Origin of the sequence: Carnobacterium alterfunditum DSM 5972, from assembly GCF_000744115.1 — a bacterium.
GTDB classification, from domain to species: Bacteria; Bacillota; Bacilli; order Lactobacillales; family Carnobacteriaceae; genus Carnobacterium_B; species Carnobacterium_B alterfunditum.
In genome coordinates this window covers 1,131,557-1,157,573 of the sequence record NZ_JQLG01000004.1, presented here as the reverse complement: position 1 = coordinate 1,157,573, position 26,017 = coordinate 1,131,557, and the positions used below count along the sequence as shown (strand labels likewise).

Genomic DNA, 26,017 nt, shown 5'->3' with positions numbered 1-26,017 from the left:
AAACCAAAAAAACACTTTTAAATTGGTTTAATTTAAAAGTGTTTTAACAAAATGTTGCTTACTATTCTATTATAATGGGTCTATAATTTGGCTGTATAATTTTTGGTATGGATGAATAAATTAATTAAAAGACTCATCCATAATTTCTGTAGGACTAGGGTTGCTTGTAGCAGTGTAACGGATTCAATGAGAATGTTAAAACGTTAACGCTTCAGCGATTACGTTTTGTCTGAAGCTTGAAGACTTCTTTTTAGGCTTCAAGCTTTCCCATGGCTCCACAAGCAAACCCGTTCATTCCAGAAGAAATTTCATTTTGAAGTATCCACACCATCTAACCTAGAACCATTATAAATCGATTTCAGCAGTCATCGTAACAGTTGTTTTTTGTAGTTCACCATCATGATAATATTCGACTTCAATTTCTTTTCCAAGTTCTGCAGCATAAATTTCTTTACGCAAGGATATTGAATCTGTAACCTCTACACCATTAAATTTTACAATGACATCATATTGCTCTAGACCGCCAACTTCAGCTGCTGAATCGGGTTCAACTTCAGCTACTACAATACCAGAAGTAACTTCTTCTGGTAAGTTCAATATCGATTCTTGTTGTTGTTCGGATATTTCTGTTAGATCCAATAAATTGACACCTAACACTGGACGAACAACTTCTCCATTTGCCTCCAATTGATTAATGATGCTTACTACATCATTACTAGGAATCGCAAAACCCATTCCTTCAACCGTATCACTAGAAATCTTCATTGAGTTGATTCCTATGACTTGTCCAGCTATATTGATCAGCGCTCCGCCAGAATTACCTGGATTGATTGCTGCATCGGTTTGAATAGCTGTTACTTCCCAATCCACAACACCATCACCGGTTATATCTGTTTCAACACTGCGATTTTTTGCGGAAATAATCCCTTGCGTTACCGAAGAAGCAAAGTTTGTACCTAGTGGAGAACCAATTGCAATTGCTGGTTCACCGACCCTTAATACTTCCGAATCACCAAAAGTAGCAACTGTTGTTATATTTTCAGCAGAAATTGACAATACGGCTAAATCGGTCCAAATATCTGTTCCAATTAGTTCAGCTTCAACTTTTGTGCCATCTTTTAAAATAACTTCAATTGCATCTGAACCATCGATAACATGATTATTGGTTACGATATAGGCAGTATCATCGTCCTTTTTATAGATAACGCCACTACCTTCACCAGCAGTCTCTAAGCTGCCTTCTTCTTGTAAGCTTTCCTTGGTCTCAAATGCATCACCAAATCCTTCAGAAGCTTGTGATTGCATATTAACAACTGAAACAACTGAATCTTCAACTTTTTCGACAGCTTCTGTCACGTCAGAAGTTACATCTACACTAACTTTCGTAGTGATGACTTCACCAGTATTTTCATCAACCATACCTGTGCCTGTATCACTATTGATACTATCATCAGTAGCTAACAAGTATCCTCCACCTAATGCTGCTACGATCAAACCACCGATCAGTCCTCCAATAATGCTACCTCTCAATGAGCCATTTTTTTTGCTTTTTTTCGGGGAAGGTTCAGTATTTGAAGCTCTGATTTTTTTTTGATCGTCTGCTTTCGTTTCTGCTTTTTCCTCAACCGGTTGATTGGTTTGATTTTCATCACTCATTGCATTCACCCCTAGTATTTTTTTATAGCTCTATTGTAATTTTTATATTTGAATTTTATATGAAATTTTTGGGATATTTATATAATTTATTATATAAGTTTAACACTAAACTTTCTTTAAGTGATCATTAACGCATTAGAAAAAAATTGAACCGCTCATGAATGTAGTAAAATCATGAGCGATCCATTTTTTTATTAAACAACAAATAGAGAAGTCGGTGCAACCGGATCAGTATCAAATACTAAAAATTTATCCTCTACTCCAGTTTCTTTTTCCTTTAAAATACTCACAGCAGTCATATGAGCCAATTCTTTTAAATTATTATCTTTACTTAAATGACCCAAATACACTCTTTTAGTAGCATCTCCTATAATTTCAGCTAAAGCTAATGCACCATCTTCATTTGAAAGATGCCCCTTATCTCCCAAGATACGTTGCTTTAAATGCCATGGGTAATTGCCCATACGCAGCATCTCAAGATCATGGTTGCTCTCAAATAGGTAAGCATCTGCATTCGAAACAATGCCTCTCATACGATCACTAACATAGCCCGTATCCGTTAACATCACAAAACGCTTATTATTCTTATGAAAACTATAAAATTGAGGAGCGATCGCATCATGTGAAACGCCAAAGCTTTCAATATCTATATCCCCAATAGTCATTGTTTTGCCCATTTCAAACAAGTATTTTTGTTCTGTTTTGATCGTACCAATAATAGGTGACATAGCTTCCCAAGTTTGTTCATTTGCATAAACATCTAAATGATATTTCCTAGCTAACACACCAACTCCATGTACATGATCTCGGTGTTCATGTGTTACTAAAATACCATCTAAATCAGCAATATCGCGATCTACTTTTTTTAATAATTCTGTTATTTTTTTCCCACTTAATCCACTGTCTACTAATAGTTTCTTTTTTTCAGATTCTATATAAGTAACATTTCCAGAACTTCCACTAGCAAGAATACTGACCTTTAAACCGTTGTTTTCTTTGGATATCATCTAAAAATCCTCCTCTATTACCTTTATCATTTTACATCAAACTTATTTAAATTCAAGTTTTCACAACGCAAAAAGACCCAAAGTAAAAGGTTTAACTTCAAGCTGCCACCTGTACCTCTTACTTTAGGGTCTATCATTTTTAGTGTTGCTAAATAAATTAAATTACTCACCCAAAATTTATGGAGGAATAGAGTTGCTTGTAGCTATGCATAGGATTCAATGAGAATTATAAACCGTTAACGCTTCAGCGATTACGGTTTATTTGAAGCTTGAAAATCTGTAAGACTACAGGCTTACAGACGTTCCCATAGCTTCACAAGCAACTACGTCTATTCCAGAAGAAATTTTATTTGGAAGCATCTACACCATTTGACCTAGAGCCTTACTTTGAGTCTAACTATAACATAACTACAAAAAATTCTTTGGTTGCTGACATGATCAGAAGTCCTAGTTAGTCTTTATCTCTTCCTCTACAACGGCTTCTTTAATAGTTGCTTCTTCATTCATATTAGAGCGAATAATACTGCCACTGAGAGCATCTACTCGTTTATACTCTATTGTTCCACTATTTGTAACTTCAACATACCATACCGGTGCATACATACTTAGTTTTTCTAACAAGAGCGTTTTAGAATAAGTTAATACTGGTTTTTTAACCGTCGCACTTGCTGGTATTTCATCATTTTGGTATAAAATCTCAACCGCATTTTTATCTGTAATCAATTTTCGGCTTTCTCCTTGAACCGTAACAGGACCTGCAAACGTTTGGTCATAGGAAATGACCTGTTTCTTATTATTTAAATGAAATACGATCTCCGATGTGCCATCTGCAATCGGGATATTATTCGCAATTTGGGTATACTTTATTTTTTGATCAGCTGAATTGTAACTAAAGTACCGGTAATTTTTACCAAATAAAACTTGATCACTTATTACAAATTCATCTAATAATTTAATATCTTCCTCTGTTATTTCCATCTCTTCTGATAAAGCCAACGGATTAGAAAGCAAACTACTATAAAGCGAGCCATCTTCTTCGACTGTCCCAGAACGATTTTTTAATTGATCAACATTATCTTCCAGTAAATTATTGGTTTCAGCTTGAACATAAGGAACTTTATTTTCAATTTCCGAAAAATTTGGTAACTGAATATTCTCATTTTCCATTTCTTCAATAAAATCAATTTCTTGATTTGAACTGCTAGTATAATAACTTTTATTTTTGTCGAAATACGTGAAAATTAAAAATGTATTTAAAAAAAGAAAAGTAATAATAAAAATAATTTGAATCCGTTTAAAATCCATCTTATTGGCCTCCTTCTTCATTTAGAAGCAGGCTCTGTGCAATTTCCCAAGTGCCGTCAATATTGACATACCAGTTAGGTTCTAAATTGATAACACGGTCTGATTCCGTGCTATTTGTCCACGTATAGCCAACTTTTATATCATCAATATCTGCACTATCGTAGCCATATTCTACTAAAGCATCCAAGATACTTACTCCACTCTGAAGTGTTTTTCGTTCTTCAACATCGGAAATCGGCGTTTGTGCAATGACTAAAGGAACTTGTAATCGTGATAAACCATCTTCAACAACTGTAATATGTGTAGTTCCGTAATCAGAGCCATCACTGAATACAGGAAAACCTTCAATATAACGACGATAAGTGACTTCTCTTGTTGAATCATTATAGCCAAAATAGTGGACCGCAGAAGCCCAATTTTCGTATTGGATCATTTGATTGTAACTTGATCTTAGGGTTTCGGTAATCGATAATTTATTTTCAGTGTTCCGATTTCTATAATAAGTTAAAATATCGGTGTCTTCGTTGATTTGTAATTCACTAACGTAATCGTTATAACTAACAATATTATCAGAATTATCACTATTTTCTCTAACTTCTGAAGTATCGTCGAATAAACCTTCAATAAATAATTGATTTGCTTGTCTCTCAACCAAATAACTTAAATAGGGCAACTCAATTTCCTCTATTGACGTATAAATTTGCTTACCTTCTTCAAGAATAGCTGTTGCCAAATAAGATTTTGCACTGTCAGCACTCAATACCTCATTTATCTTTTTCTGATTGATTCCTTCAATCGATTCGCTATAAAACAATTTCGAATGAGTATTGTAAAAATATATTTGATTTGAGTCATTTTCTAAAAAGAATATACGATTAAATGCACGGTCCTGATACTCTCCTGCAAGATCATTAAATCTATCCGCAAATATACCAAAAGAAATATTTTCTACAAAAATCATCTCTAATGCATTGGATTCACTTAATCTTTCTTTATATTCTTCATTGGTTAATTCAATAGGTTCATCTAAAGTGTCTACTTTCCAACTAGCCATTTCTTTAGTCAAAGAATTTACTACATCAGTTTGAGTAAAGATATTTATCGCTTCATTTTTATGGAGCGCTATTTGAACCGGTCCAAATACTTCAGATATCTTTCGCTCAATTGAAACAGAAGAGGTCGTTCCCTGACTTGTGTTCGTCTCTTCATTAAATTGACTAGGCATAGTCCAAATAATAAAAGTTAAAAAAAGACTTAACGTAATAAGAGATACTAAAAAAATATTTAAAATCACATTTTTTTTCATTCCCAATCATCCTCCTGATACGGAAGATAAGGCAATGAGATATAAAAAGTTGTTCCTTTTCCTTCCGTGCTTTCAACCCATATTTTACCTTTATGTTTTTGAACGACTTCTTTAGATATTGCTAAACCTAATCCGGTTCCGCCCATAGAACGGGCCCGCGCTTTATCGACTCTAAAGAAACGGTCAAATACATTTGCTAAATCTCTTTTTGGTATACCAAGACCTTCATCACTTATGCTAAAAATCACACTATCATTTGTTTCATTAAGCCCACATGTGATCGTTCCCCCATCTGGGGAATATTTAATAGCATTGTTCATGATATTGTCTAAAACTTGGATCATTTTATCTGCATCGACCTCTACCCATAATTTACTTTTCGTAAATTCTCTTTTGATAGAAAAATTTTTCTTAGACTTATCAGAAGACTTTATCATCATTTCAAAGCGTCTGATAACATGATCAAACAATTCGTTTACATTGAGGTATTCTAAATCTAATGTTTCTTTATTAGAATCCATACGTGACAGATCTAATAAATCCTTGATCATACGGATCATGCGATCGGTCTCTTCTTGTGTTACTTGTAAAAATTGTGGAGCAATTTCTGGATCTTTCCAAGCACCATCTAGCAATGCTTCTAAATAACTTCTCATACTTGTCAAAGGTGTTCTTAATTCATGTGATACATTAGAAACAAATTCTTTCCGTTCATTATCAATTTTCTCTTGTTTCGTTACATCATGTAGCACACATACGATACCACTGATAAAGCCAGTCTCTCTTTGAATAAGAGTGAATTCACCTCTGAGAGTAACCAACATCTCTTCAGTTGAGAAGTCTAATGAGATCACATCTTCATTTTCCAGTAATTTACGCAAGGTATATTCCTTATCTATTTTCAATACTTTTAAGATTGAAACACCTAGTGCCATTTCCTGGGAAATATTCAGCATTTCCATTGCTTTATCATTAATAATAACAATGATCCCTCTTCGATCTGTTGCTATAACGCCATCTGTCATATGAGTCAACACACTATTTAGACGTCTTCGTTCAGATTCAGTTGTTTCTTGTGCTTCTTCAACTTTCGTCGACAGATCATTGATTGCTGTAGACAAAACACCTAATTCATCTTTGCTATACACTTTAACTTGTCCTGAGTAATCTCCGTCAGCCATCTGAATCGTTTGTTGCGTCATTTCAGTAATGGGTTTTGTTATTGCCCGGGAAATAAATAACGCTAAAATAACCGTTAGTGCTACTGCTACTAAAGAAGAATTAAGGAAAATAAGGGTTATTTCACTTATTTGTTCATAGACACTCTCGATATTGGTTGTTAACGCTATTACTCCAAGTATTTCATTTGACCCATCGCTTGCAATAATAGGAGAAACCAACTTCCAGATTCGGTCGTTGGTCGTTTGGTCTTTATATTGGCTTGTAACTGTATTCCCAAGTAATAAAGCCTGATGGACATCTTTTTCATTCGTTTTACTGCCAACAATATTTTGTTGTGTACTATTACTTGTTCCTAATACATAATGTTGAGCATCGATAACCTGAACTTCTAAAATACCATTTCCAGAAAAATCTTCAATCAATGTTGAAATCTCTTGGCTATCTTTTGTTGTTTCATCATCTAACAAAATGGGTTGGATCGTGTTATCTAAAAATCCAACTTGAAGCCCTTTTTCTTCTTGGAAATTAGTGACCAATTGAGTTTCTAATTGCCTAACAAAATAAGTTCCAATCAATTCTAATGCAACTAATAGCAGCACAATAAAAACAAAAATTATTTTGAAATCAATAGATTGAAAAAAAGCGATTTTTTTCTTCATGAAATATTACTCCTGTTCAGGATTTCTTAAATAGTAGCCCACTCCACGTCTTGTAACAAGCCATGTTGGGTGACTTGGGTTATCTTCTATTTTTTCTCTTAATCTTCTAACCGTTACGTCTACTGTCCTTACATCACCAAAGTAATCATAGCCCCATACAGTCTGCAGTAGATGTTCTCTAGTCATAACTTGACCTAAATGTTTAGCTAAATAGTGCAGTAATTCAAATTCACGGTGCGTCAATTCAATTGTTGCTCCCCTTTTAGAAACAATATAAGCATCTGGGTGGACCGTCAAGGCTCCTACTTCAATATCATTCGTTTCAACTTCTTCAACAACTAGTGTTTTCGCATTATCATGTCGTCTTAAGTTTGCTTTCACACGTGCTGCCAGCTCTCTATTTGAAAAAGGTTTTGTCACATAGTCGTCAGCACCTAACTCCAAGCCAAGAACTTTATCAATTTCTGAATCTTTTGCTGTGACCATGATAATAGGCATATCATGATTTTTACGTACTTCTCGACAAACTTCTAGTCCATCTTTTTTTGGCAGCATTAAATCTAAAATAATAAGATCTGGTAAGACCTCTTCTACTTTTTCTAACGCTTCTTCTCCATCATATGCTGTGAATACTTCATAGCCTTCTTTTGTTAAATTAAATTTGACGATATCTGAAATTGGTTTCTCATCATCAACTACCAATATTTTTTTCAAAATGAGACCTCCTTAGAGTTTCTTTTTTTAATCAACTTGCTTCAACTTTTTAATTGAGTTTGATTTTTAGTCTATTTTACTATATATAGATTGACACACAGTCCTACCTTACATTATACCGAACATAAGATGAGAGTGCAAAAAACAACATTAAGGGTTTGATATAGTCTCTTAATTTAGAGAAAAATACAGATGTGGTTTTTAATATCCTTCAATCGTTAAAGCAATCGTTTTTTTGGCTTGAGCTTCGACTTCGTTATTTGGTTTGAAAACATATCGATAATTTTCATTTCCCCCATTTATGACGACGACAGGAATAAATAGTCGACAACCTCGACTGATAAGGTATTCTTTATCAAATTCCACTAAAGGTTCTCCTTGTTTTACTACCATGCCTTTTTTTAAATTGGTTTTAAAGCCTGCTCCGTTTAGCGTTACTGTATCTAACCCAACATGAACTAAAACTTCTAATCCGTCTTCTGTACGGATTTCAAATGCATGTAAAGCATCGGCTACTTGAAACAATTTTCCACCAATGGGTGCATAGACTACATCTGAAGTCGGAATCATAGCAAAACCTTCTCCAATCATTTTTTCAGAAAAAACCAGATCAGGCACTTCTTCTATAGGTATTATACTGCCATCCGTTACGGCTACCAACAGTGCTTTTTTCCTCACTACTATTTCTTTTTGTACTTCTTGACTTGAAGATGAGCTCATTCCAATAATCCTCCAATTTTTAACTCTTTTTTATTAATCATCAAAATCCATCTACTCTTTATTTTATCTTTAATTGTACCGGATTCTACTCCTTTTGACTATCTTTTATAAAAAAACAAAAATTATAGCTGCTTATCTAAATCTAATTTTTTTCTGCTGTTGTAATTTTCATATTAATGCGATTTCATTTTATTTGGATATTCCTATTATTAATGGTATTCTATAGAAAATAAAGGTGAATGAATTATTCATTGATAAATTAAATAGGTGATTTACCTGCTTTCGTATTCAGTTAAACCTATTTGTTAAACCTATCTTAATGAAAGGAGCGTAAAAGCTAAAATGGCAATCGAATTTATCATAGCTATTGGTATCATGGTTTTGGCCTTAGTTGCTTTGATCACTGTCGGGGTACTCATGGGTAAAAAAGTAGGAAGTTTAGTGAAAGAAATGAATTCAAATCAAACTACTGTTCAAGATCAAATAAATCATTTCACAAAAGAAGCAGATGCTATAAAAAGTACGGTGGATCAAATGACCACTCGAGTAGATGGCATGGCAAAAGATGTAGCTGTTAAACAAGCTTATCTTTCTGAATTTACTCAGACAACAGCTTTATTTGGAGAATCGATCAACGATTTAAAACAAAATAGTACTAAAGCCGTTTCACAACTTTTCTCTAGCTCGAACAAAAAAGCACCTGATACTCCTCCTCGAATAACAAAAGTAGGAAAAACAGCTTTAAAGATGTACCAAAACAGAAAAAAAAAGAACAAAAAAACGTTTTTCATTTAACTAAATTAAACCAACTTAGAAAAGAGGACTTACATTATGGCTAATAGCTTTACTAGAACTTTATTCGTAGGCGCTGCTGCTGCAGTTACTGCTTTACTACTCGCTCCTAAATCAGGAAAAGAATTACGCAAAGATTTAAAAATTCAAGCAAACGATTTAAAAGATCAAGCAATGGACCAAGTAAACAGTTTTACCGAAGAAGTAAAACAAAGCTACAAAGAAGTTGAAGAAGAGATCAGCTATACTGATCCTGAATTAGCTGCTACTATCGAAGATATTGCGGCTGATCTAAACATACCTTCTGAAACAATTGAGGACTCAGAAGTTACCGATACGGTAGAAGTTCCACCAATATCTGTAGTTGAAGATCTATCTGATGCTCCTGATTTATCTGTTGAAGATAGACGCGGACAATTATAAACACTTAAATAGGCTAGGGACAATTTGTCCCTAGCCTATTTTTTTGTCGTCAAACGATCATGCTAAGGTTTATTACAAAAAGCATACCTCTGATTGCTTCATACTGCTGATTTTACCGTTTGTTCTTCTCTTTCGATCCATACTGACAAAGAGCCTGCTTCAACGATAAAATGTCCATTGCCTGCTTCATCAATGGTTACCGTCTCTGTACAATTGCCCAAATAGTCTTCGTATACAAGTCCGCTTTTTTCTTTACCTACAAACATATCCTTATATCCAGCTTCACTATTGGAAATAACTACAGCACACCCTTTTGGATGCTCTTCATTTCCTGAACGAGTCCAACCAATGCAATTTTCGTGATCAAAATAATCCGTTTGAACTCCATAAGCAAAGTTCTTTTTAAGATACAATAATTTATCGATCACTTCTCGTTGGGGCTCGATTGGGTCATCTCCTTTAATACCATAATAATCACCATAAAATAAAACAGGATAGCCTTGTTCCATTAATAAGATGATGCCATAAGCTATAGGTTTAAACCATGGCTCTAAAAATGATTCAAGCGATTGATCCGGTTGTGAGTCATGATTATCCACAAACGTCACCGCATGCATAGGATGCTCTTTTATTAATGTCCGGTCAAATAATTGTCTTAAATCAAATCCATTGCCCTGCTTTGAAGCTTGTTCCAGTTGATGATGTAAACCAACATCAAATAAATCTAACTTGTAGTCTTGACTGTCCAAATAACTATTTAAACTTGCATAATCTTGATCCCAATATTCTCCAACGATAAAGAACTGTTTCCCAAAATTAGCTTCAATACTTTCACGTAACTCGTAAATGAATTTTTCGTTTATGTGTTTAACTGCATCTAGCCTGAATCCATCTATTCCTGTTTCTTCAATGAACCAATTTGCCCATTTTTTTATTTCTTCAATGACATCAGGATGGCTATAATCGATATCAGCATACATCAAGTAGTCGTAATTCCCATATTCATCATCTACAGTTGCATTATCTGCCCAGCCTTTATTTTGACCTTCAATACGATAAATAGCTTTTTTTTCATTTTCTTGATTGTAATCTGTTCCAGAAAAATGATGCCAATGCCATTGAAAATCAGAATATTTTCCTTTTCTACCAGGAAAAGTAAACTCGGTCCATCCTTCAATTTCATAGGGGTCACTGATCGGTTGATTGCGATCATCTGGATCTACTTCAATTACTTTAAATCGTTCCGTTTTATCTGCACCAGCTTTATGATTTAAAACCACGTCAGCATAGACTTGTATCTCATATTTATGCAGCTCATCGATGGCTTCGATCAATTCTTCTTTGGTGCCATACTTCGTACGTACAGTACCTTTTTGATCAAATTCTCCTAAATCGTATAAATCATAGATGCCATATCCATTGTCTTGTGTCCCTGTACCCTTAAAACATGGTGGAATCCACACACTAGTCACTCCGATTTCTCTTAAGTGTTTTGCGTCATCTTTTAATCTTTTCCAATGATTACCATCATCTTCTAAATGCCATTCAAAATACTGCATCATTACCCCATTTTTAAACATTCCTATTCATCCCTTCTAAAACTAACTACTATCATTCATTATTTTTTAACAGTCTAGTTTTATGCTTTTTAAAATCTGGATTTTTAGTGCGATTTAAATAATTTTACCATCTTTTGTTTAGAAAGAATAATAAAAAGAAATAGCCCTTTTATGGAACGCAGAAATTAAAACTAATACGCCAAATAAAAAGGAACGCAACAGTTTAATGTTGCGTTCCTTTTTTGTGCATCTAATTGATTTTTTTATCCAAGAGCTACATCTAAGATCATCATGATCGTAAAACCGATCATTAACCACATAGACGCTAAATCTCTATTGCCATTTTCTTGTGAACCCGGTATAACTTCTTCGGCAACAACAAAGATCATGGCTCCAGCTGCAAAGCTTAAAGCATATGGAAGCAAGGGTTCCATTACAGTAACCGCTAATACCCCTATTAGAGCAGCGATCGGTTCAACTGCTCCCGAAAGTTGACCATAGTAAAAACTTTTAGCCCTGGACATGCCATCTCGTCTTAAAGGCATTGAAACAGATGTTCCTTCTGGGAAATTTTGAATTCCCATACCAATCGCTAAAGCAAGCGCTCCGGCAATAGACGCTTCAGGATTACCTGTTGCAACCGATCCAAAGGCAACCCCAACGGCTAGTCCTTCAGGTATATTATGCATCGTGATTGCTAAAACCAATAATGTACTGCGTTTTCTCTCTAGAGGATGAACCCCTTCAGCTTCCGATGGGGGCATACTAGGACTTAGATGGGGCAAGACATTATCTGCACTCCATAAAAAGATACCACCTAACATAAAACCGACAGCAGCAGGTATCCATCCCGGTACCGGACCGCTTTCAGCCATTGAGATAGCTGGCGCTAAAAGTGACCAGAAACTGGCAGCGATCATTACACCACCGGCAAAACCAAGCATACCATCCATTAATTTCTGGTTGACCTTCTTGGTAGTGAACACCAAAGATGCTCCTAAAGCGGTCATTCCCCACGTAAAGAACGATGCTAGTAGCGTTTGTACTACCGGGCTTAATGAACTAAAAAAATCAATCAATCACTTCACTCCTCATGTATTTTATTCTTCGTGTTCAGTTTACAGCTCTTCTCTTTTTTTTACAAACGGCTGATGATTGCTATATTTAGCAAATAAAAAAAATTTATTATTTTATATCATTTATTGAACGTTTCCATTACTTATATTTAGGTGACTAGTCAATAAAAAATAATATCTATACTGACATAAGTTGTATTTTTATCAAATAAAAAATTTATTTTACAACTGCTGATCAAGCAGACTACTGCAATGCTGGGCTGTAAAATGTAGGTACCATCTAGATTTTTCATTTTATTTAAGGTGTCGATCGTTGGTTTTTAACTAAGTCGTATTCCAAAAAAAAGAGACGCAACAAATGTTTTCAAAATGCTTTCGCACCAACATTTGTCCGTCTCGTGGGTTTGGCACCCAATGGGATGTGGGGGGTTCGAACCCTCGACCCGCTGATTAAGAGTCAGCTGCTCTACCAACTGAGCTAACACCCCTTTTTTTCTTACAAGATACATTTTAACACATTTTTATACTTTTAGGTGAAAAATTAAAAAGTATATTGTTCTTCTAAAGCTTATCATGCAAAAAAAATTAACCAAACAAAAGGAAATCTTTTGTTTGGTCAATCGATCACTTATTAAATTTGTGCCCAAACACTTTCTAAAATATTTGTTTGTTCACGGTCAGGTCCAACTGAGAATGTTGAAATACGGACGCCGACTAATTCAGAAATACGGTGTACATAATTTCTTGCATTTTCAGGAAGCTCTGCTAAAGTACGGCATGCTGTGATATCTTCGCTCCAACCTGGTAATTCTTCATAGATTGGCGTACATTCAGCTAACTCTTTCAAGCTTGCTGGGTAATATAAAATTTCTTCTCCATTGCGTTCGTAAGCAGTACAAATTTTAACCGTTTCTAATCCACTTAAAACGTCGATTGAATTCAAAGAAAGATTCGTAATACCAGATACTCGTTTTGAATGACGCATCACTACAGTATCAAACCAACCAATACGACGCGGACGTCCAGTAACCGTACCGTATTCACGACCGATTTCACGGATTTTTTGTCCTACTTCATCAAATAATTCAGTTGGGAATGGACCATCTCCCACACGTGAAGTATAAGCTTTACATACTCCGACTACTTTATCGATTTTTGAAGGACCAACACCACTACCGATGGTCACTCCACCAGCCACTGGGTTAGAAGAAGTAACAAATGGATATGTACCTTGGTCAATATCCAACATAACCCCTTGAGCCCCTTCAAATAATACACGTTTGCCATCGTCTAAAGCATCATTTAAGACTACTGAAGTATCGCAAACATACTGTTTGATTTGTTGTCCATATTGGTAATATTCTTCAAAAATATCTTCAAATTCAATTGCTGTAGAATCATACATTTTTACAAAACTACGATTTTTTTCTTCTAGATTGATACGTAAACGTTCTTCAAAAATATCTTTATCTAATAGGTCAGCCATTCGGATACCGATACGAGCTGCTTTATCCATGTAAGCTGGGCCAATACCTTTGATTGTTGTTCCGATTTTTTGATCGCCTTTAGAATCTTCTTGCAATTGATCTAATTGAATATGATACGGTAAAATAACATGTGCTCGATCAGATATACGCAAATTATCTGTTGTTATTCCTCTTTCATTTAAATAAGCTAACTCTTTAATAAGCGCTTTAGGATTTACAACAACACCATTTCCAATGACACTGATTTTGTCTTTATAAAAAATACCCGATGGAATTAAATGTAATTTATACGTTTCACCATCAAATTGAATCGTATGTCCGGCATTATCGCCACCTTGATAACGTGCAATTACTTCAGCATTTTCACTTAAAAAATCTGTGATTTTACCTTTTCCTTCATCGCCCCACTGTGTACCTACTACTACTACTGAAGACACATGAACACCTCATTACTTTTTTTTTTACCCAAATACTTATTAATTCTATCAGTAAATGTTTATTGTTTCAACAAATAAACGAATATTTCATTTTATTTTAACTAAAAAATCAGAAATAGACGAACATTTTTTTATAAAAAATCAAAAAAAAAGACAATATACGAACAATCTATTGTTCAGTATCCTAAAAATCAGATTTTTATGAACTCATCTAACTTTTTTGGATCACATCAATAGTCCGTATTAGTCTTTTTTAACGTTGAGCCAGATCATCTGGATAATAGCTTAACGAAGAAAATTTATTGTATTCTTTTATAAATAAAAGTTTAACTGTACCCCTTGCACCACTTCTGTTTTTTTCAATAATAACTTCTATCACATTATCTTCGCCTGGTTCATGATCGTCGTCTTCTTCGCCGCCTTCACGATCATAATAATCATCACGGTACAAAAAAGCTACTATATCAGCATCTTGTTCAATAGAACCAGATTCACGAATATCGCTTAATACTGGACGTTTATCTTGACGTTGTTCAACACCACGAGATAATTGAGACAATGCAATCACAGGTACTTTTAGTTCTTTCGCTAATTTTTTTAGTTGACGAGAAATTTCAGAAACTTCTTGTTGTCTGCTTTCACGCCCAGTTCCTTCAATCAACTGCAGGTAATCAATTAAAACTAAACCAAGATTTCCTTTTTCTTGTTTTAGTCGGCGACATTTAGCACGGATTTCAGCGATCCTGATTCCAGGTGTATCATCAATATAAATATTGGCTTTTGACAGACTGCCCATAGCTACGATCAGACTTTGCCATTCTTCTTCTGATAATGTTCCAGTTCTTAAATGACCGGCATCAATACTGCCTTCCGCACAAAGCATACGATTGACAAGCGATTCAGCACCCATTTCTAAGCTGAAAATAGCAACTGTTTCATCCGTCTTAGTTCCAATATTTTGAGCAATATTTAAAGCAAATGCTGTTTTCCCTACTGCTGGACGAGCAGCTAAAATAATCAGCTCTTCTTTTTGGAGGCCAGCTGTCATTTTATCTAATGCTTGGTAACCAGTCGGCAAACCAGTAATTTCCTCATTATTTTGATAAAGCTGATCTATTTGAGCAATAGAGCTATTTAACACATCTGAAATGGCTAAAAAACCACTCCTATTACGTCTTTCAGATACTTCTAGGATACTGCGCTCTGCCTCGTCTAAAATCGTTGCAAGCTCGTCTCCTTCTTCATATCCTCTGGTAACAATATCTGTTGCTGTATGGATCAAATTTCTTAAAATAGCTTTTTGTTCTACTATTTTTGCATAATACTCCATATTAGCAGCCGTTGGAACAGAAACAGCCAGTTCGGCTAAGTAGGCCATTCCACCGACATCTTCTAACTGATTTCTAGATTCTAATGCATTGGTTACCGTAACGATATCAATAGCTTCGTTATGACCATTTAGTTCTAACATTGATTGAAAAATCAATTGATGTCCACGACGATAAAAATCTTTTGACTCGATAAATTCTAAAGCACCAACAACAGTATCCGGGTCTAAAAATATGGAACCTAATACAGCTTGTTCAGCTTCTATACTCTGCGGCGGTAAGCGGTCTTGAAAAGCTTCTTGTGCCAATAGATCCTCTCCCTTTCACTATCAATACTACGATTATTTTCCTTAAACTAATTGGATTCAATTCTATTATTCTACCTTAAAAATATAAGAAATACAATCCATCAAAAAGAACGCTCGTTCCTTTCTGATGGATCTAAATAAAAAAACATTTGGCTCTTATACTACGGAGCCAAATGTTTTACTTTTCATACTAATTTAATCTTCTGGTAATACTCTGACCGTTATAGTAGCGACCACTTCCGGGTGGATCTTCACATCGATTTTCATTGATGCTAAGCTTCTAATAGGAACCGGCAACTCAATTTTACGTTTATCTAGTTTAATATTTAATTGTTTTTCAGCCGCAGCAGCTATTTGTTTAGTTGTGACAGATCCAAATAAACGCCCATCATCAGCAGCTTTTGATTTAATTTCAATTGCATTTTCTTCTTTTTCAAGAAATTCTTTTACCATTTTAGATTCTTGTAAGATTTCTTCTTCTTTCTTTTCATCAGCTTTTATTTTTCCTTTTAATTCACTTACACTAGCTGATGTAGCTTCTTTAGCCAGATTGTTTTTTAATAAGAAGTTATGCGCATATCCATCTGCAACGTTCTTTATATCGCCTTTTTTGCCTTTACCTTTTACATCTGCTAAAAATATGACTTTCATAATTTTATTCCTCCTCTTCACTCTTTACAATAACATCTCGAAGCCATTCTTTTGCTTCTTTTATCGTTATGTCTTCTAACTGTGTAGCTGCATTGGATAAATGTCCGCCGCCACCGAGTTGTTCCATAATGACCTGTACGTTGATTTCACCCAAACTACGAGCACTGATACCAATTTTTTTATCAGACCGCTTCGTTATAACAAATGCTGCGTCTACATTGGACATCGAAAGCATCGTATCTGCCGTTTGGGCTGCTACTACTGTATCATAAATACTGCCTTCTTCACCAATCGCAACTGCTATATTCTCAGTGATAAATTCAATCGTTTCGATCAAGTGGCTACGAAGAAGATATGTTTCTGTATCTTCTTTCAATAATCGCTGGATCATAACGGCATCAGCACCGCAAGATCTTAAATAGCTCGCCGCATCAAACGTACGAGATCCTGTTCTAAGAGAAAAACTATTTGTATCTACAACAATTCCACCTAATAAAGCAGTAGCTTCAATTTTATTGATTGGGTCTGCTTCTTCTGATTGGTATTCAAACAGCTCAGTGATCAATTCAGCTGAAGATGACGCATAAGGTTCAATATAAACTAAAGCAGGATTGTTTGGAAATCCTTCTCCACGACGATGATGATCAATAACTACTACTTTATTCGTCCGTGAAATCAGGTCCGGTGCTATCCCCATAGAAGGACGATGGAAATCAACTAGTACAACTAAACTATTGACCGTAATCATTTGTTCTGCAACTGACGGAGTTATAATATAGCGGCTAATTTGATTATCTTTTTCAACTTCCTTCATTAATTTGGATATATCTTTACTAAACTCTTCTGGATTCACAATGACCCATGCTTCTTTATTATTCATTTCAGCAATTCTTCTAATTCCTAAAGAAGAGCCTATAGCATCTAAATCAGGATACTTATGTCCCATAATAAAAATTTGGTCAGATTGCTTTATTAGTTCCTGAAGTGCCTGACTGATCATCCTGGAACGAACACGCGTTCTTTTTTCCATTGGGTTTGTTTTTCCACCATAATAACGTGGTTCAATATCATAGCCCTTGACAACAACTTGGTCTCCACCTCTGCCTAAAGCTAAATCCAAGTTACTTTGAGCTAATTTAGATAATTCACTTAAATCCTCAGATCCATAGGCAATACCCATACTTATTGTTAAAGGGAAATTTTGTTTTGATGTTCTTTCCCTAATTTGATCGATGATACTGAATTTCTCTTCTTCCATCTTTTCTAAAGAGTTATAATGCATCATAACAATAAAACGATCTTCAGTGATCCGCTTTAAGTATACATGATGTAATTTTGCCCAATTTGATAGTTGCGTTGTTATAAAATTATCTAAATTAGATATGTTCCGATCCGTCATCCCTTGAGTAATTTCATCATGATTATCAACAAAAATATTTCCAACAACTATCTTTTCATCCTCATATTTTGATTGGATGATAGCGTATTCTGTGATGTCCATAAGGTATACAACTTTTATATCCTTCTGAATAATAATTTGGAAAAATTTATCGCCCCACTTAGCTGTTTTCAAACCAGAATCTTGACTTTCTTTAACCAATGCGGCTAATTCACTATCAACATCTTCTAATTGCTTACCTAAAACTTCTTGATAACCCAAGTGTGATTGAAGATAGGGGTTGATCCACTGCAATTGTAAGTTTTCATTAAATAACAGGATCCCAATTGGCATTTTTATAAGCGCTTCTTGTTCCCCTCGTTTAATTCGAAAGGCTAAATCAGAAATATATTTTTTATTTTCAATTGTCAATTTTTTTAACAAATCATACAATAAAAATAATACTACTATAAAAATAACCAATAATGCTAAACCAATTCCAAAATTAGCGAAGAATCCCAGAATGATTGTACCTAATTGCAATGTCGCTATAATCGTTATAATAATTTGTATTTTTTTATCGTTTAAGAATTCCGGAAGTTTTTCTTGAGATAGTTTCTTATTCATAACAGACTCCTTTTTCCATCTCTTTCCTGTTTAAAGTTCATTTACTATTTTACCACTTGTTACCCAAGTAGACAACTTGTTTCACATGAAACAAATCCAACTAAAAGTTTCACGTGAAACTTTTAGTTGAACTCTTTTTCTCATATAAAAACATTTACACTTTTCAAAGCAACTAAAAAAACAAACGCTCCTTTAAATTTTCATTAAGGATGATTTCACTATATTGATATCAACGAGTTAGTTTTTCTAGAGTGTCCTTCCCAAGTGCATCTCCATATGTAAATTAAAAAGGAGCTGAGACATTTGCCTCAACTCCTTTCATTTTTTTTATTGTTCGTCAGTTACGAAAGGTAATAATCCCATAATACGAGCACGTTTAATTGCTTTAGTTAATTTACGTTGATTTTTTGCGTATGTTCCAGTAACACGACGCGGTAAAATTCTACCTCTTTCAGAGATAAAACGTTTTAAAAGATCAACATCTTTATAGTCCACATGTTCGATATGGTTTGCTGCAAAGAAATCAACTTTACGGCGTTTTTTGCCGCCTCTACGTTGTTGAGCCATTTCATTTTCCTCCTTTATTTCCCATTCATTTTAGAATGGTAAATCATCATCTGAAATATCAATTGGCTGTCCACTCTTCTCAAAAGGATCAGAGTTTCCAAAGTTTTGATATTGTTGGTTACGGGGAGCAGCGTCTTGTGAGTTACTTTGTGTATTGTTATAAGTTTTTTGTTGAGAACCATGAGATCCAGATTGAGAATCACTTTGGTCTTTACGTTCATCGCTTTTAGCTTTTGATTCTAATAATGAGAACGTTTCAACAACTACTTCTGTAACATACACACGTTGCCCTTGTTGATTATCATAAGAACGTGTTTGGATACGGCCTTCCACACCTACTAATGCACCTTTTCTAGTGAAATTTGCAAATGATTCAGCACTTTTTCTCCAAATTACACAGTTAATAAAATCAGCATCTCTTTCACCTTTTTGGTTTGTAAACGGTCTGTTTACAGCCAATGAAAATGTTGCTACTGCTGTGCCATTTGAAGTGTATCTTAAATCAGCATCTTTTGTTAATCTTCCAACTAAAACAACATTGTTAATCACATTGCCCACTCCTTCCGATAAAAATGTTTCATGTGAAACATTTTTTGCTTAGTCTTCTTCTCTAGTTGTCATATGACGCAGAATATCAGAACTGATTTTAGATAAACGATCGAATTCGTTAATTGCAGCTGCATCATTAGCAGTAAGTTTTACGATATGATAGATTCCTTCGTGGAAATCTTTAATTTCGTAAGCAAAACGACGTTTCGACCAGTCTTTAGATTCAGTGATTTCAGCACCATTATCTTTTAAAATAGTGTCAAAGCGTTCAACTAAAGCTGTTTTTTCAGCTTCATCGATGTTTGGACGGATAATGTATAAAATTTCGTATTTTGCTGCTTTACTCATCTTGACTGTCACCTCCTTATGGACTTTGGCTCTTTTTACAGAGCAAGGAGAGTAACCTATTGAATATTCATTAGATTACTCACGTCCGTTCAGTATAGCATGTTTTATTATGAACATCAATACCTGAATTGCGTTTTAAATATTTAAAAAAATTCGGTTTGATCACAATTATAAAATCCAAAATGAGCATGCGATTGACTGTAATACCTTTAACTTTTTTTATCAAAAAGTTATAGATCAATTTGATCACTTACCTGGAATTTCTGAAGGAATAGGAGTTGCTTGTAGCCATGTAGAGAATTCAATGCGAATTATAGAGCTTTAACGCTTTAGCGATTAAGCTCTATTTGAGGATTGAAAGCCTGGAAGACCAAAGGCTTCAGGCGCTTCCATGGCTCTCCACAAGCAAATCCGTTATTCCAGAAGAAATTTCTTTTTGAACACCAACACTTTTTTTAAACAATCGATATGAGACTATAATTTTTGATATTCATAGATCCGTTTGACTACTCACTTTAAATTTCTGACGGAATAGGAGTTGCTTGTAGCCATGTAAAGAATTCAAGCCTGGAAGACCAAAGGCTCCAGGCGCTTCCATGGCTCTCCACAAGCAAATCCGTTATTCCAGAAGAAATTTCTTTTAGAACACCAACACCATTTTTCAGACAATCGATGGATATAACAAAAAAAGGCTGTATAATTTTTGGTGTGGATGAAGAAATTCATTCGCACCTATTTTTTTATAAAAAAATAGAAACAAATGAATTTTCCAGTTAGAATAAAGTCACGACAACCCACTAGAAAGGAAAATTCATATGTCTCATAATAATTGTATCCGAACTGCACTTGATTTAAAAGATAAAAATATCTTTTTTGATGAAAAATTTTGCGAGGAGAAACGAATCAAAGGGTTCAGATCAAAAGTTTTCTATGCCACTTTAACGTACAAACCCACTCACTGTGAGTGTTGTGGGATGAAGAACCACGCCTACTCTATTGTAAAGAATGGGTATTTAACCTCTAGGGTTAAATGGGTCAGTTCGACTCATTATGCAACGTCTATTCGATTAAAGAAGCAGCGGTTTCTTTGTAGAGCATGCGGTGTTACCTTTGTTGCACGTTCTCCTGAAATTGAAGAAGGTTGCTTCATCGCTAAACGGGTCAAACAGTCTATCGCGGTTGAATTAGCCGACACTATTTCTATAAAAGACCTGTCTAAACGGCATTTTGTTTCTCCTACCACTGTAGACAGAGTCTTGAAACAACTCAATCAGTCTGTTAAAAATACCTTCAAATCCTTGCCGCAACACCTCTCTTTCGATGAATTTCAATCCGTTAAAAACGTCGAAGGAAAAATGAGCTTTATTTATTCGAATGCAGACACACATGAACCAATCGATATCTTGCCAACTCGGCTGCTACTAGCTTTACGCCGTCACTTTCTTCGCTATCCCTATAAGACGAGGATGAACGTAAAAACGATTGTCGTAGACATGAACGCGGCCTACTTTACATTAGTTAAAGATCTCTTTCCTAATGCTAAAGTGATCATTGACCGTTTCCATATCGTTCAGTTGATATCACGCTCGTTGAATCAAACCAGAGTTCAAACAATGAAACAATTCCATACCTCTAATTCAGAAGATTTAAAGAATTACAGAAAATTTAAAAGGTACTGGCAACTCCTGTTAAAGGATTCAGACGACTTAAATTTTAAGGATTACCGCTATCAACGACTCTTTAAAAAACCTTTACCGAATACAGAAATCATCGACTACCTACTTACGCTCGACGAGACTCTTAAAGCGACGTATGATTTGTATCAAAATCTTCTTTATTATTCTAAAAAAAATGACTATAAAGGGTTTAAAAACCTTGTACTTAAGGCTTCTCCTAAAGAGTTATCTCCTTTTATGCAGACTGCCCTTAAAACCCTGCGTAAACACTTGCCTAGGATAAAACATACTTTTATGTATCCCTATTCTAACGGTGCTTTAGAAGGGTCAATCAATAAAATAAAAGTCATCAAACGGGTTGCTTATGGTTATCGGAATTTTCAGAACTTTAGATGTCGTATTTTGATTAGTTTTAAAGCACGCCGATTGTAAAATTAAGCTAGACAAATAAAAAAGCCATTCGTGGTACACTCAAAATGTATTTCCGACAAAAGAAGACATAGGAGTGATCACGAATGACCTACACACATCTTACCACGGATGAGCTAGTGATGATAGAATCTTATTACCACCAAAATATCTCAGTTGCCAAAATAGCCATCTATTTAAACCGAACTCGTACACCCATTTATGCCGTCATTAACTTCTTAAAAGAAGGCCATACGGCCCTTGAGTATTACCAACAGTATAAGGAAAATAAAAAACATTGTGGGCGTCACAGAATCGTTCTCCCAAAGCAACAACAGGCCTACATTAAAGATAAAGTCGCTCAAGGTTGGACTCCTGATGTCATTATCGGTCGGGCGGAAGAGCCCATTAAGTGTTCTGTCCGTACCCTTTACCGCCAATTCAAAGAAAAAATCTTTGATGAAACGACACTCCCAATGAAGGGTAAAAGAAAGCCAAATGGTCATAAAGAACGTCGAGGAAAACAAGCTTTCAAGCGGAATATCGCAGAAAGAGAGAAAGACTACCCTCAATTCAATAAAGAATTTGGCCATATAGAAGGCGACACCATTGTAGGTGTCCAACATAAAAGTGCGGTCATAACGTTAGTGGAACGTTTGTCGAAAGTCATTATTACCTTGAAACCCAAGGGACGCAAGGCCAGTGATATTGAACTAGCTATGAATCGCTGGTTTCAAGTCATTCCAAGAAATTTATTCCACTCCATAACGTTTGATTGTGGAAAAGAATTTTCTAACTGGAAATCAATATGCAACCAACATGATGTTGCTATTTATTTCGCAGATCCTGGAACACCTTCACAACGCGCTTTGAATGAAAATTCGAATGGTTTGCTACGAAAAGATGGCTTACCAAAAGAAATGGACTTTAATCAAGTCGACCAATCGTTTGTTTCCTCCGTTGCAGACAAGAGAAATAATATTCCAAGAAAATCATTGAAGTATCAAACACCATTGGAAGTATTTTTGAGTTACATGAGTGAAGATATTTTGTCTAGCTTAATTTGACAAATCAGAGCAAAAAAAAGCAGCGCGAGAAGATTCTCTCACGCTGCTTAAACAAGACGTTATTTCCAACTAAATTTAGCTCATCCACACCATTTGACGTAGAGCCCAAAAAAAGGGACTGTGTATCAGTTTCCTGATAAACAGTCCCTATTTCTTATTCTCAGCTAGTTTATATCCCAGCCTCTTTTTGATAATTTTTTATTCTTCTGTTGAGTCGGTGCCTTCTTCTGCATCATTCTCAGAATCATCGACACTTTCAACTTCTTGGCTTGATTCATTTAATGCCTTATCTTCGGTAGCTGGTAATTCAGAAACAATCCCTGCTTCATCTATTTCATCATCTATGACTTTTGCATCTACTTTTGCCATAGTTGAAACTTTTACATCTTCAGCTACTCGAATAACGCGTACACCTAATGTTGCACGACCCGTTTGTGATACTGCTGAAACACTAAAACGAATAATAACACCCGTATTTGTTATCAACATAATATCTTCATCACCTCTGACGGTTGTTAAACCAGCTAAGTTACCATTTTTACTTGTAATATTAGCTGTTTTGATTCCTTTTCCGCCACGGCCTTTAATAGCATATTCGCTTGCTTTAGTTCGTTTACCGTATCCTTTTTCTGTAATGATCAGAACTTCAGAATCCTCTTTTAACAGGTCTACTCCGATAACATAATCATTTTCTCTTAATCGGATACCACGAACACCACCAGCAGTTCTACCCATATTTCGAACATCATTTTCATGGAAGCTTACAGCGTAACCCAAATGTGTTCCAATAATGATATTCTGGTCTCCTTTGGTTACAGAAACAGACATCAATTCGTCATTTTCTTTTAATACAATAGCTTTTAGGCCATTACTTCGGATATTAGAAAAGGCTTTTACATCCGTTCTTTTAACTGTTCCAAGGCGAGTTGTAAAGAACAGATAAAGTCCTTCTTCAGACTCTCCTCTAACATTTATGACAGCTTGGACGGTTTCTCCAGAGTCGATACCTAACAAGTTAATGACTGGAATTCCTTTAGCTGTACGGCCATACTCCGGAATTTCGTATCCTTTCGAACGGTAAACTTTACCGTTATTCGTAAAGAACAACAATGTATCATGCGTTGAACAAGAGACCAAAGTTTCAATGAAATCATCATCATGAACTCCCATTCCTTGTATGCCGCGTCCACCACGTCTTTGCGATTTGAATTCAGAACTTGGAAGACGTTTGATATATCCTTTGCTTGTCAAAGTAATAACAATGTCTTCCTCTTCGATCAAATCTTCATCTTCAAGACTTAGAACTTCTCCTACTAATAACTCTGTACGTCGAGCATCCCCAAATTTTTCTTGTACTTCAAGAAGCTCTGTTTCAATAATCGTGTGTATCCGTTCCGGTTTAGCTAAAATATCAGCCATATCTGCAATCAAAGCCATCAATTCGGTATATTCTGATTCGATTTTATCACGCTCTAAACCAGTTAATCGAACCATTCGCATATCTAAAATAGCTTGGGCTTGTTTCTCTGATAAACCATATGTTTCAATCAAAGCCGTTTTAGCGATATCTCCCGTTTTTGAACCACGGATAAGGCGAATGATTTCATCAATATGATCTAAAGCAATTCTTAAACCTTCTAAGATGTGTGCCCGCGCTTCAGCCTTGCGTTTATCGTAAGCTGTTCTTCTACGAATGACAACTTCTTGATGTTTTAAATATTCTTCAAGAATGGATTTTAAACTTAATACTTTCGGAACACCATTAACAATAGCTAGCATGTTAAAACCAAATGATGTTTGAAGGGACGTTAATTTATATAAATTATTCAAGACTACACTTGCGCTAACATCGCGTCTAACGTCGATTACAACGCGCATACCGTCTCGGTCGGATTCATCGGCTAAATCGGTTATGCCTTCAATTCGTTTGTCTCTAGCCAAGTCAGCGATACGTTCCACTAATCTTGCTTTATTTACCATGTAAGGCAGTTCATGCACGATAATGCGTTCTTTGCCATTTTTTTGTATTTCGATTTCAACTTTAGCTCGAACCATAATCGAACCTTTACCTGTTTCATAGGCTTTTCTGATACCAGATTTACCCATTACTAATCCACCAGTTGGAAAATCAGGACCAGGTATAGCTTCCATTAAATCAGCAGTTGTTGCATCTGGATCATTCATTAAAATGTGCAATGCCGAGATAACCTCAGATAAGTTGTGGGGTGGGATATTAGTGGCCATACCAACAGCAATCCCTGTAACTCCATTTACGAGTAGATTTGGAAAGCGAGCCGGTAAAACATCTGGTTCACGTTCTGATCCATCGTAATTGTCATGGTAATCAATCGTATCTTTATTGATATCGCGCAGCATTTCTAATGCCATTTTTGTCATCCTAGCTTCAGTATAACGCATTGCTGCAGCTCCATCGCCATCCACTGACCCAAAGTTTCCGTGACCATCGACTAACGGATAACGGTAGCTCCAAGTTTGTGCCATCCGAACCATTGATTCATAAATCGCACTATCTCCATGAGGATGGTATTTACCCATAACATCCCCAACGATACGTGCTGATTTTTTGTGAGATTTATCCGGTGTTACACCTAATTCGCTCATACCATATAAAATACGACGATGTACTGGTTTTAAACCATCTCGTACATCAGGCAATGCGCGCGCTACAATAACACTCATTGCATAATCAAGGAATGACGTGCGCATTTCATGGCTTAATTCAATATTTTTTATATTTTCTTTAAATTCTTCAGCCATTTTTTATTG

20 protein-coding genes, 1 tRNA gene and 2 pseudogenes are annotated in these 26,017 nt (G+C 35.4%); 4 read left to right on the top strand and 19 right to left on the bottom strand.

Going from position 1 to position 26,017, the window contains the following annotated elements; genetic code table 11:
• Positions 1 to 345 precede the first annotated feature (345 nt).
• The 7 genes from BR50_RS05930 to BR50_RS05900 all read right to left on the bottom strand — a co-directional run bounded on the left by BR50_RS05930 (position 346) and on the right by BR50_RS05900 (position 8,549).
• The gene (locus BR50_RS05930) at positions 346 to 1,584 is read right to left on the bottom strand and encodes a S1C family serine protease (RefSeq protein WP_034549016.1); all 1,239 of its coding nucleotides are present in this window, start codon (positions 1,582 to 1,584) and stop codon (positions 346 to 348) included.
• A 266-nt stretch (positions 1,585 to 1,850) separates the two neighbouring features.
• On the bottom strand, positions 1,851 to 2,663 hold the full coding sequence (locus BR50_RS05925) for an MBL fold metallo-hydrolase (RefSeq protein ID WP_034547110.1): 813 nt from the start codon (positions 2,661 to 2,663) through the stop codon (positions 1,851 to 1,853).
• A gap of 447 nt (positions 2,664 to 3,110) precedes the next feature.
• Entirely contained in the window at positions 3,111 to 3,968 is an 858-nt protein-coding gene (locus BR50_RS05920; RefSeq protein ID WP_034547108.1) for a two-component system regulatory protein YycI, read from the bottom strand.
• Position 3,969: 1 nt separating this feature from the next.
• Positions 3,970 to 5,274 (bottom strand): YycH family regulatory protein, encoded by a 1,305-nt coding sequence (locus BR50_RS05915; RefSeq protein WP_034547106.1) that lies wholly within the window; start codon positions 5,272 to 5,274, stop codon positions 3,970 to 3,972.
• Positions 5,271 to 7,115, bottom strand: coding sequence for a cell wall metabolism sensor histidine kinase WalK (walK, locus tag BR50_RS05910; protein ID WP_034547103.1), 1,845 nt, complete (start codon positions 7,113 to 7,115; stop codon positions 5,271 to 5,273). Before walK ends, BR50_RS05915 begins: the two co-directional genes overlap by 4 nt.
• 6 nt (positions 7,116 to 7,121) lie before the next feature.
• On the bottom strand, positions 7,122 to 7,829 hold the full coding sequence (gene yycF, locus BR50_RS05905; RefSeq protein ID WP_211249826.1) for a response regulator YycF: 708 nt from the start codon (positions 7,827 to 7,829) through the stop codon (positions 7,122 to 7,124).
• 201 nt (positions 7,830 to 8,030) lie between these two features.
• Positions 8,031 to 8,549: a PTS sugar transporter subunit IIA gene (locus BR50_RS05900; protein WP_034547098.1), complete on the bottom strand. Its 519-nt coding sequence runs from the start codon at positions 8,547 to 8,549 to the stop codon at positions 8,031 to 8,033.
• A gap of 342 nt (positions 8,550 to 8,891) precedes the next feature.
• Between BR50_RS05900 and BR50_RS05895 the strand changes: the two genes are divergently transcribed.
• Complete coding sequence (locus tag BR50_RS05895) at positions 8,892 to 9,344, top strand: hypothetical protein (RefSeq protein WP_034547096.1); 453 nt, start codon at positions 8,892 to 8,894, stop codon at positions 9,342 to 9,344.
• A 36-nt stretch (positions 9,345 to 9,380) separates the two neighbouring features.
• Positions 9,381 to 9,764 (top strand): YtxH domain-containing protein, encoded by a 384-nt coding sequence (locus tag BR50_RS05890; protein ID WP_034547094.1) that lies wholly within the window; start codon positions 9,381 to 9,383, stop codon positions 9,762 to 9,764.
• A gap of 98 nt (positions 9,765 to 9,862) precedes the next feature.
• Here BR50_RS05890 and BR50_RS05885 read toward each other — a convergent pair whose 3' ends face one another.
• From BR50_RS05885 to rpsF, 11 genes and pseudogenes are all read right to left on the bottom strand, one after another.
• Entirely contained in the window at positions 9,863 to 11,344 is a 1,482-nt protein-coding gene (locus tag BR50_RS05885) for an alpha-amylase (RefSeq protein WP_034547092.1), read from the bottom strand.
• A 242-nt stretch (positions 11,345 to 11,586) separates the two neighbouring features.
• Positions 11,587 to 12,399: a ZIP family metal transporter gene (locus BR50_RS05880; RefSeq protein ID WP_211249844.1), complete on the bottom strand. Its 813-nt coding sequence runs from the start codon at positions 12,397 to 12,399 to the stop codon at positions 11,587 to 11,589.
• Positions 12,400 to 12,814: 415 nt separating this feature from the next.
• Positions 12,815 to 12,887 (bottom strand) — tRNA-Lys (locus BR50_RS05875).
• Positions 12,888 to 13,030: 143 nt separating this feature from the next.
• On the bottom strand, positions 13,031 to 14,323 hold the full coding sequence (locus tag BR50_RS05870; RefSeq protein ID WP_034547088.1) for an adenylosuccinate synthase: 1,293 nt from the start codon (positions 14,321 to 14,323) through the stop codon (positions 13,031 to 13,033).
• 253 nt (positions 14,324 to 14,576) lie between these two features.
• Entirely contained in the window at positions 14,577 to 15,959 is a 1,383-nt protein-coding gene (gene dnaB / locus BR50_RS05865; protein ID WP_034547086.1) for a replicative DNA helicase, read from the bottom strand.
• A gap of 195 nt (positions 15,960 to 16,154) precedes the next feature.
• Entirely contained in the window at positions 16,155 to 16,610 is a 456-nt protein-coding gene (gene rplI / locus BR50_RS05860; protein WP_034547084.1) for a 50S ribosomal protein L9, read from the bottom strand.
• Between the two features lie 4 nt (positions 16,611 to 16,614).
• A complete protein-coding gene (locus tag BR50_RS05855) occupies positions 16,615 to 18,615 on the bottom strand; it encodes a DHH family phosphoesterase (RefSeq protein WP_034547082.1) in 2,001 nt (666 codons plus the stop codon).
• A 327-nt stretch (positions 18,616 to 18,942) separates the two neighbouring features.
• Positions 18,943 to 19,182: a 30S ribosomal protein S18 gene (gene rpsR / locus BR50_RS05850; protein ID WP_007724031.1), complete on the bottom strand. Its 240-nt coding sequence runs from the start codon at positions 19,180 to 19,182 to the stop codon at positions 18,943 to 18,945.
• Between the two features lie 30 nt (positions 19,183 to 19,212).
• Positions 19,213 to 19,296 (bottom strand): annotated as a pseudogene (locus tag BR50_RS13125) (single-stranded DNA-binding protein); the annotation flags it as partial.
• A pseudogene (gene ssb / locus BR50_RS05845) lies at positions 19,276 to 19,731 on the bottom strand (single-stranded DNA-binding protein); the annotation flags it as partial. The pseudogenes BR50_RS13125 and ssb, both read right to left, overlap by 21 nt.
• Positions 19,732 to 19,779: 48 nt before the next feature.
• On the bottom strand, positions 19,780 to 20,079 hold the full coding sequence (rpsF, locus tag BR50_RS05840) for a 30S ribosomal protein S6 (protein ID WP_034547078.1): 300 nt from the start codon (positions 20,077 to 20,079) through the stop codon (positions 19,780 to 19,782).
• A gap of 815 nt (positions 20,080 to 20,894) precedes the next feature.
• Between rpsF and BR50_RS05835 the strand changes: the two genes are divergently transcribed.
• Together BR50_RS05835 and BR50_RS05830 are read left to right on the top strand one after the other, a co-directional pair.
• Positions 20,895 to 22,187 carry an ISL3 family transposase gene (locus BR50_RS05835; RefSeq protein WP_034547075.1) on the top strand — a complete coding sequence of 431 codons (1,293 nt, stop codon included), beginning with the start codon at positions 20,895 to 20,897 and terminating at the stop codon, positions 22,185 to 22,187.
• Between the two features lie 83 nt (positions 22,188 to 22,270).
• Positions 22,271 to 23,230 carry an IS30 family transposase gene (locus BR50_RS05830; RefSeq protein ID WP_034547073.1) on the top strand — a complete coding sequence of 320 codons (960 nt, stop codon included), beginning with the start codon at positions 22,271 to 22,273 and terminating at the stop codon, positions 23,228 to 23,230.
• Between the two features lie 198 nt (positions 23,231 to 23,428).
• On the opposite strand, the gene gyrA is transcribed toward BR50_RS05830, so the two are convergent.
• A complete protein-coding gene (gene gyrA, locus BR50_RS05825; RefSeq protein WP_034547071.1) occupies positions 23,429 to 26,008 on the bottom strand; it encodes a DNA gyrase subunit A in 2,580 nt (859 codons plus the stop codon).
• Positions 26,009 to 26,017: the final 9 nt, after the last annotated feature.

Bases quoted from the DNA above. Each gene is read 5' to 3' on its own strand.
- BR50_RS05925 (WP_034547110.1), bottom strand. From the start codon at position 2,663: ATGATATCCAAAGAAAACAACGGTTTAAAGGTCAGTATTCTTGCTAGT.
- rpsF (WP_034547078.1), bottom strand. From the start codon at position 20,079: ATGAGTAAAGCAGCAAAATACGAAATTTTATACATTATCCGTCCAAAC.
- BR50_RS05920 (WP_034547108.1), bottom strand. From the start codon at position 3,968: ATGGATTTTAAACGGATTCAAATTATTTTTATTATTACTTTTCTTTTT.
- BR50_RS05900 (WP_034547098.1), bottom strand. From the start codon at position 8,549: ATGAGCTCATCTTCAAGTCAAGAAGTACAAAAAGAAATAGTAGTGAGG.
- BR50_RS05915 (WP_034547106.1), bottom strand. From the start codon at position 5,274: ATGAAAAAAAATGTGATTTTAAATATTTTTTTAGTATCTCTTATTACG.
- BR50_RS05890 (WP_034547094.1), top strand. From the start codon at position 9,381: ATGGCTAATAGCTTTACTAGAACTTTATTCGTAGGCGCTGCTGCTGCA.
- BR50_RS05855 (WP_034547082.1), bottom strand. From the start codon at position 18,615: ATGAATAAGAAACTATCTCAAGAAAAACTTCCGGAATTCTTAAACGAT.
- BR50_RS05835 (WP_034547075.1), top strand. From the start codon at position 20,895: ATGTCTCATAATAATTGTATCCGAACTGCACTTGATTTAAAAGATAAA.
- rplI (WP_034547084.1), bottom strand. From the start codon at position 16,610: ATGAAAGTCATATTTTTAGCAGATGTAAAAGGTAAAGGCAAAAAAGGC.
- BR50_RS05895 (WP_034547096.1), top strand. From the start codon at position 8,892: ATGGCAATCGAATTTATCATAGCTATTGGTATCATGGTTTTGGCCTTA.
- gyrA (WP_034547071.1), bottom strand. From the start codon at position 26,008: ATGGCTGAAGAATTTAAAGAAAATATAAAAAATATTGAATTAAGCCAT.
- BR50_RS05885 (WP_034547092.1), bottom strand. From the start codon at position 11,344: ATGTTTAAAAATGGGGTAATGATGCAGTATTTTGAATGGCATTTAGAA.
- BR50_RS05830 (WP_034547073.1), top strand. From the start codon at position 22,271: ATGACCTACACACATCTTACCACGGATGAGCTAGTGATGATAGAATCT.
- rpsR (WP_007724031.1), bottom strand. From the start codon at position 19,182: ATGGCTCAACAACGTAGAGGCGGCAAAAAACGCCGTAAAGTTGATTTC.
- walK (WP_034547103.1), bottom strand. From the start codon at position 7,115: ATGAAGAAAAAAATCGCTTTTTTTCAATCTATTGATTTCAAAATAATT.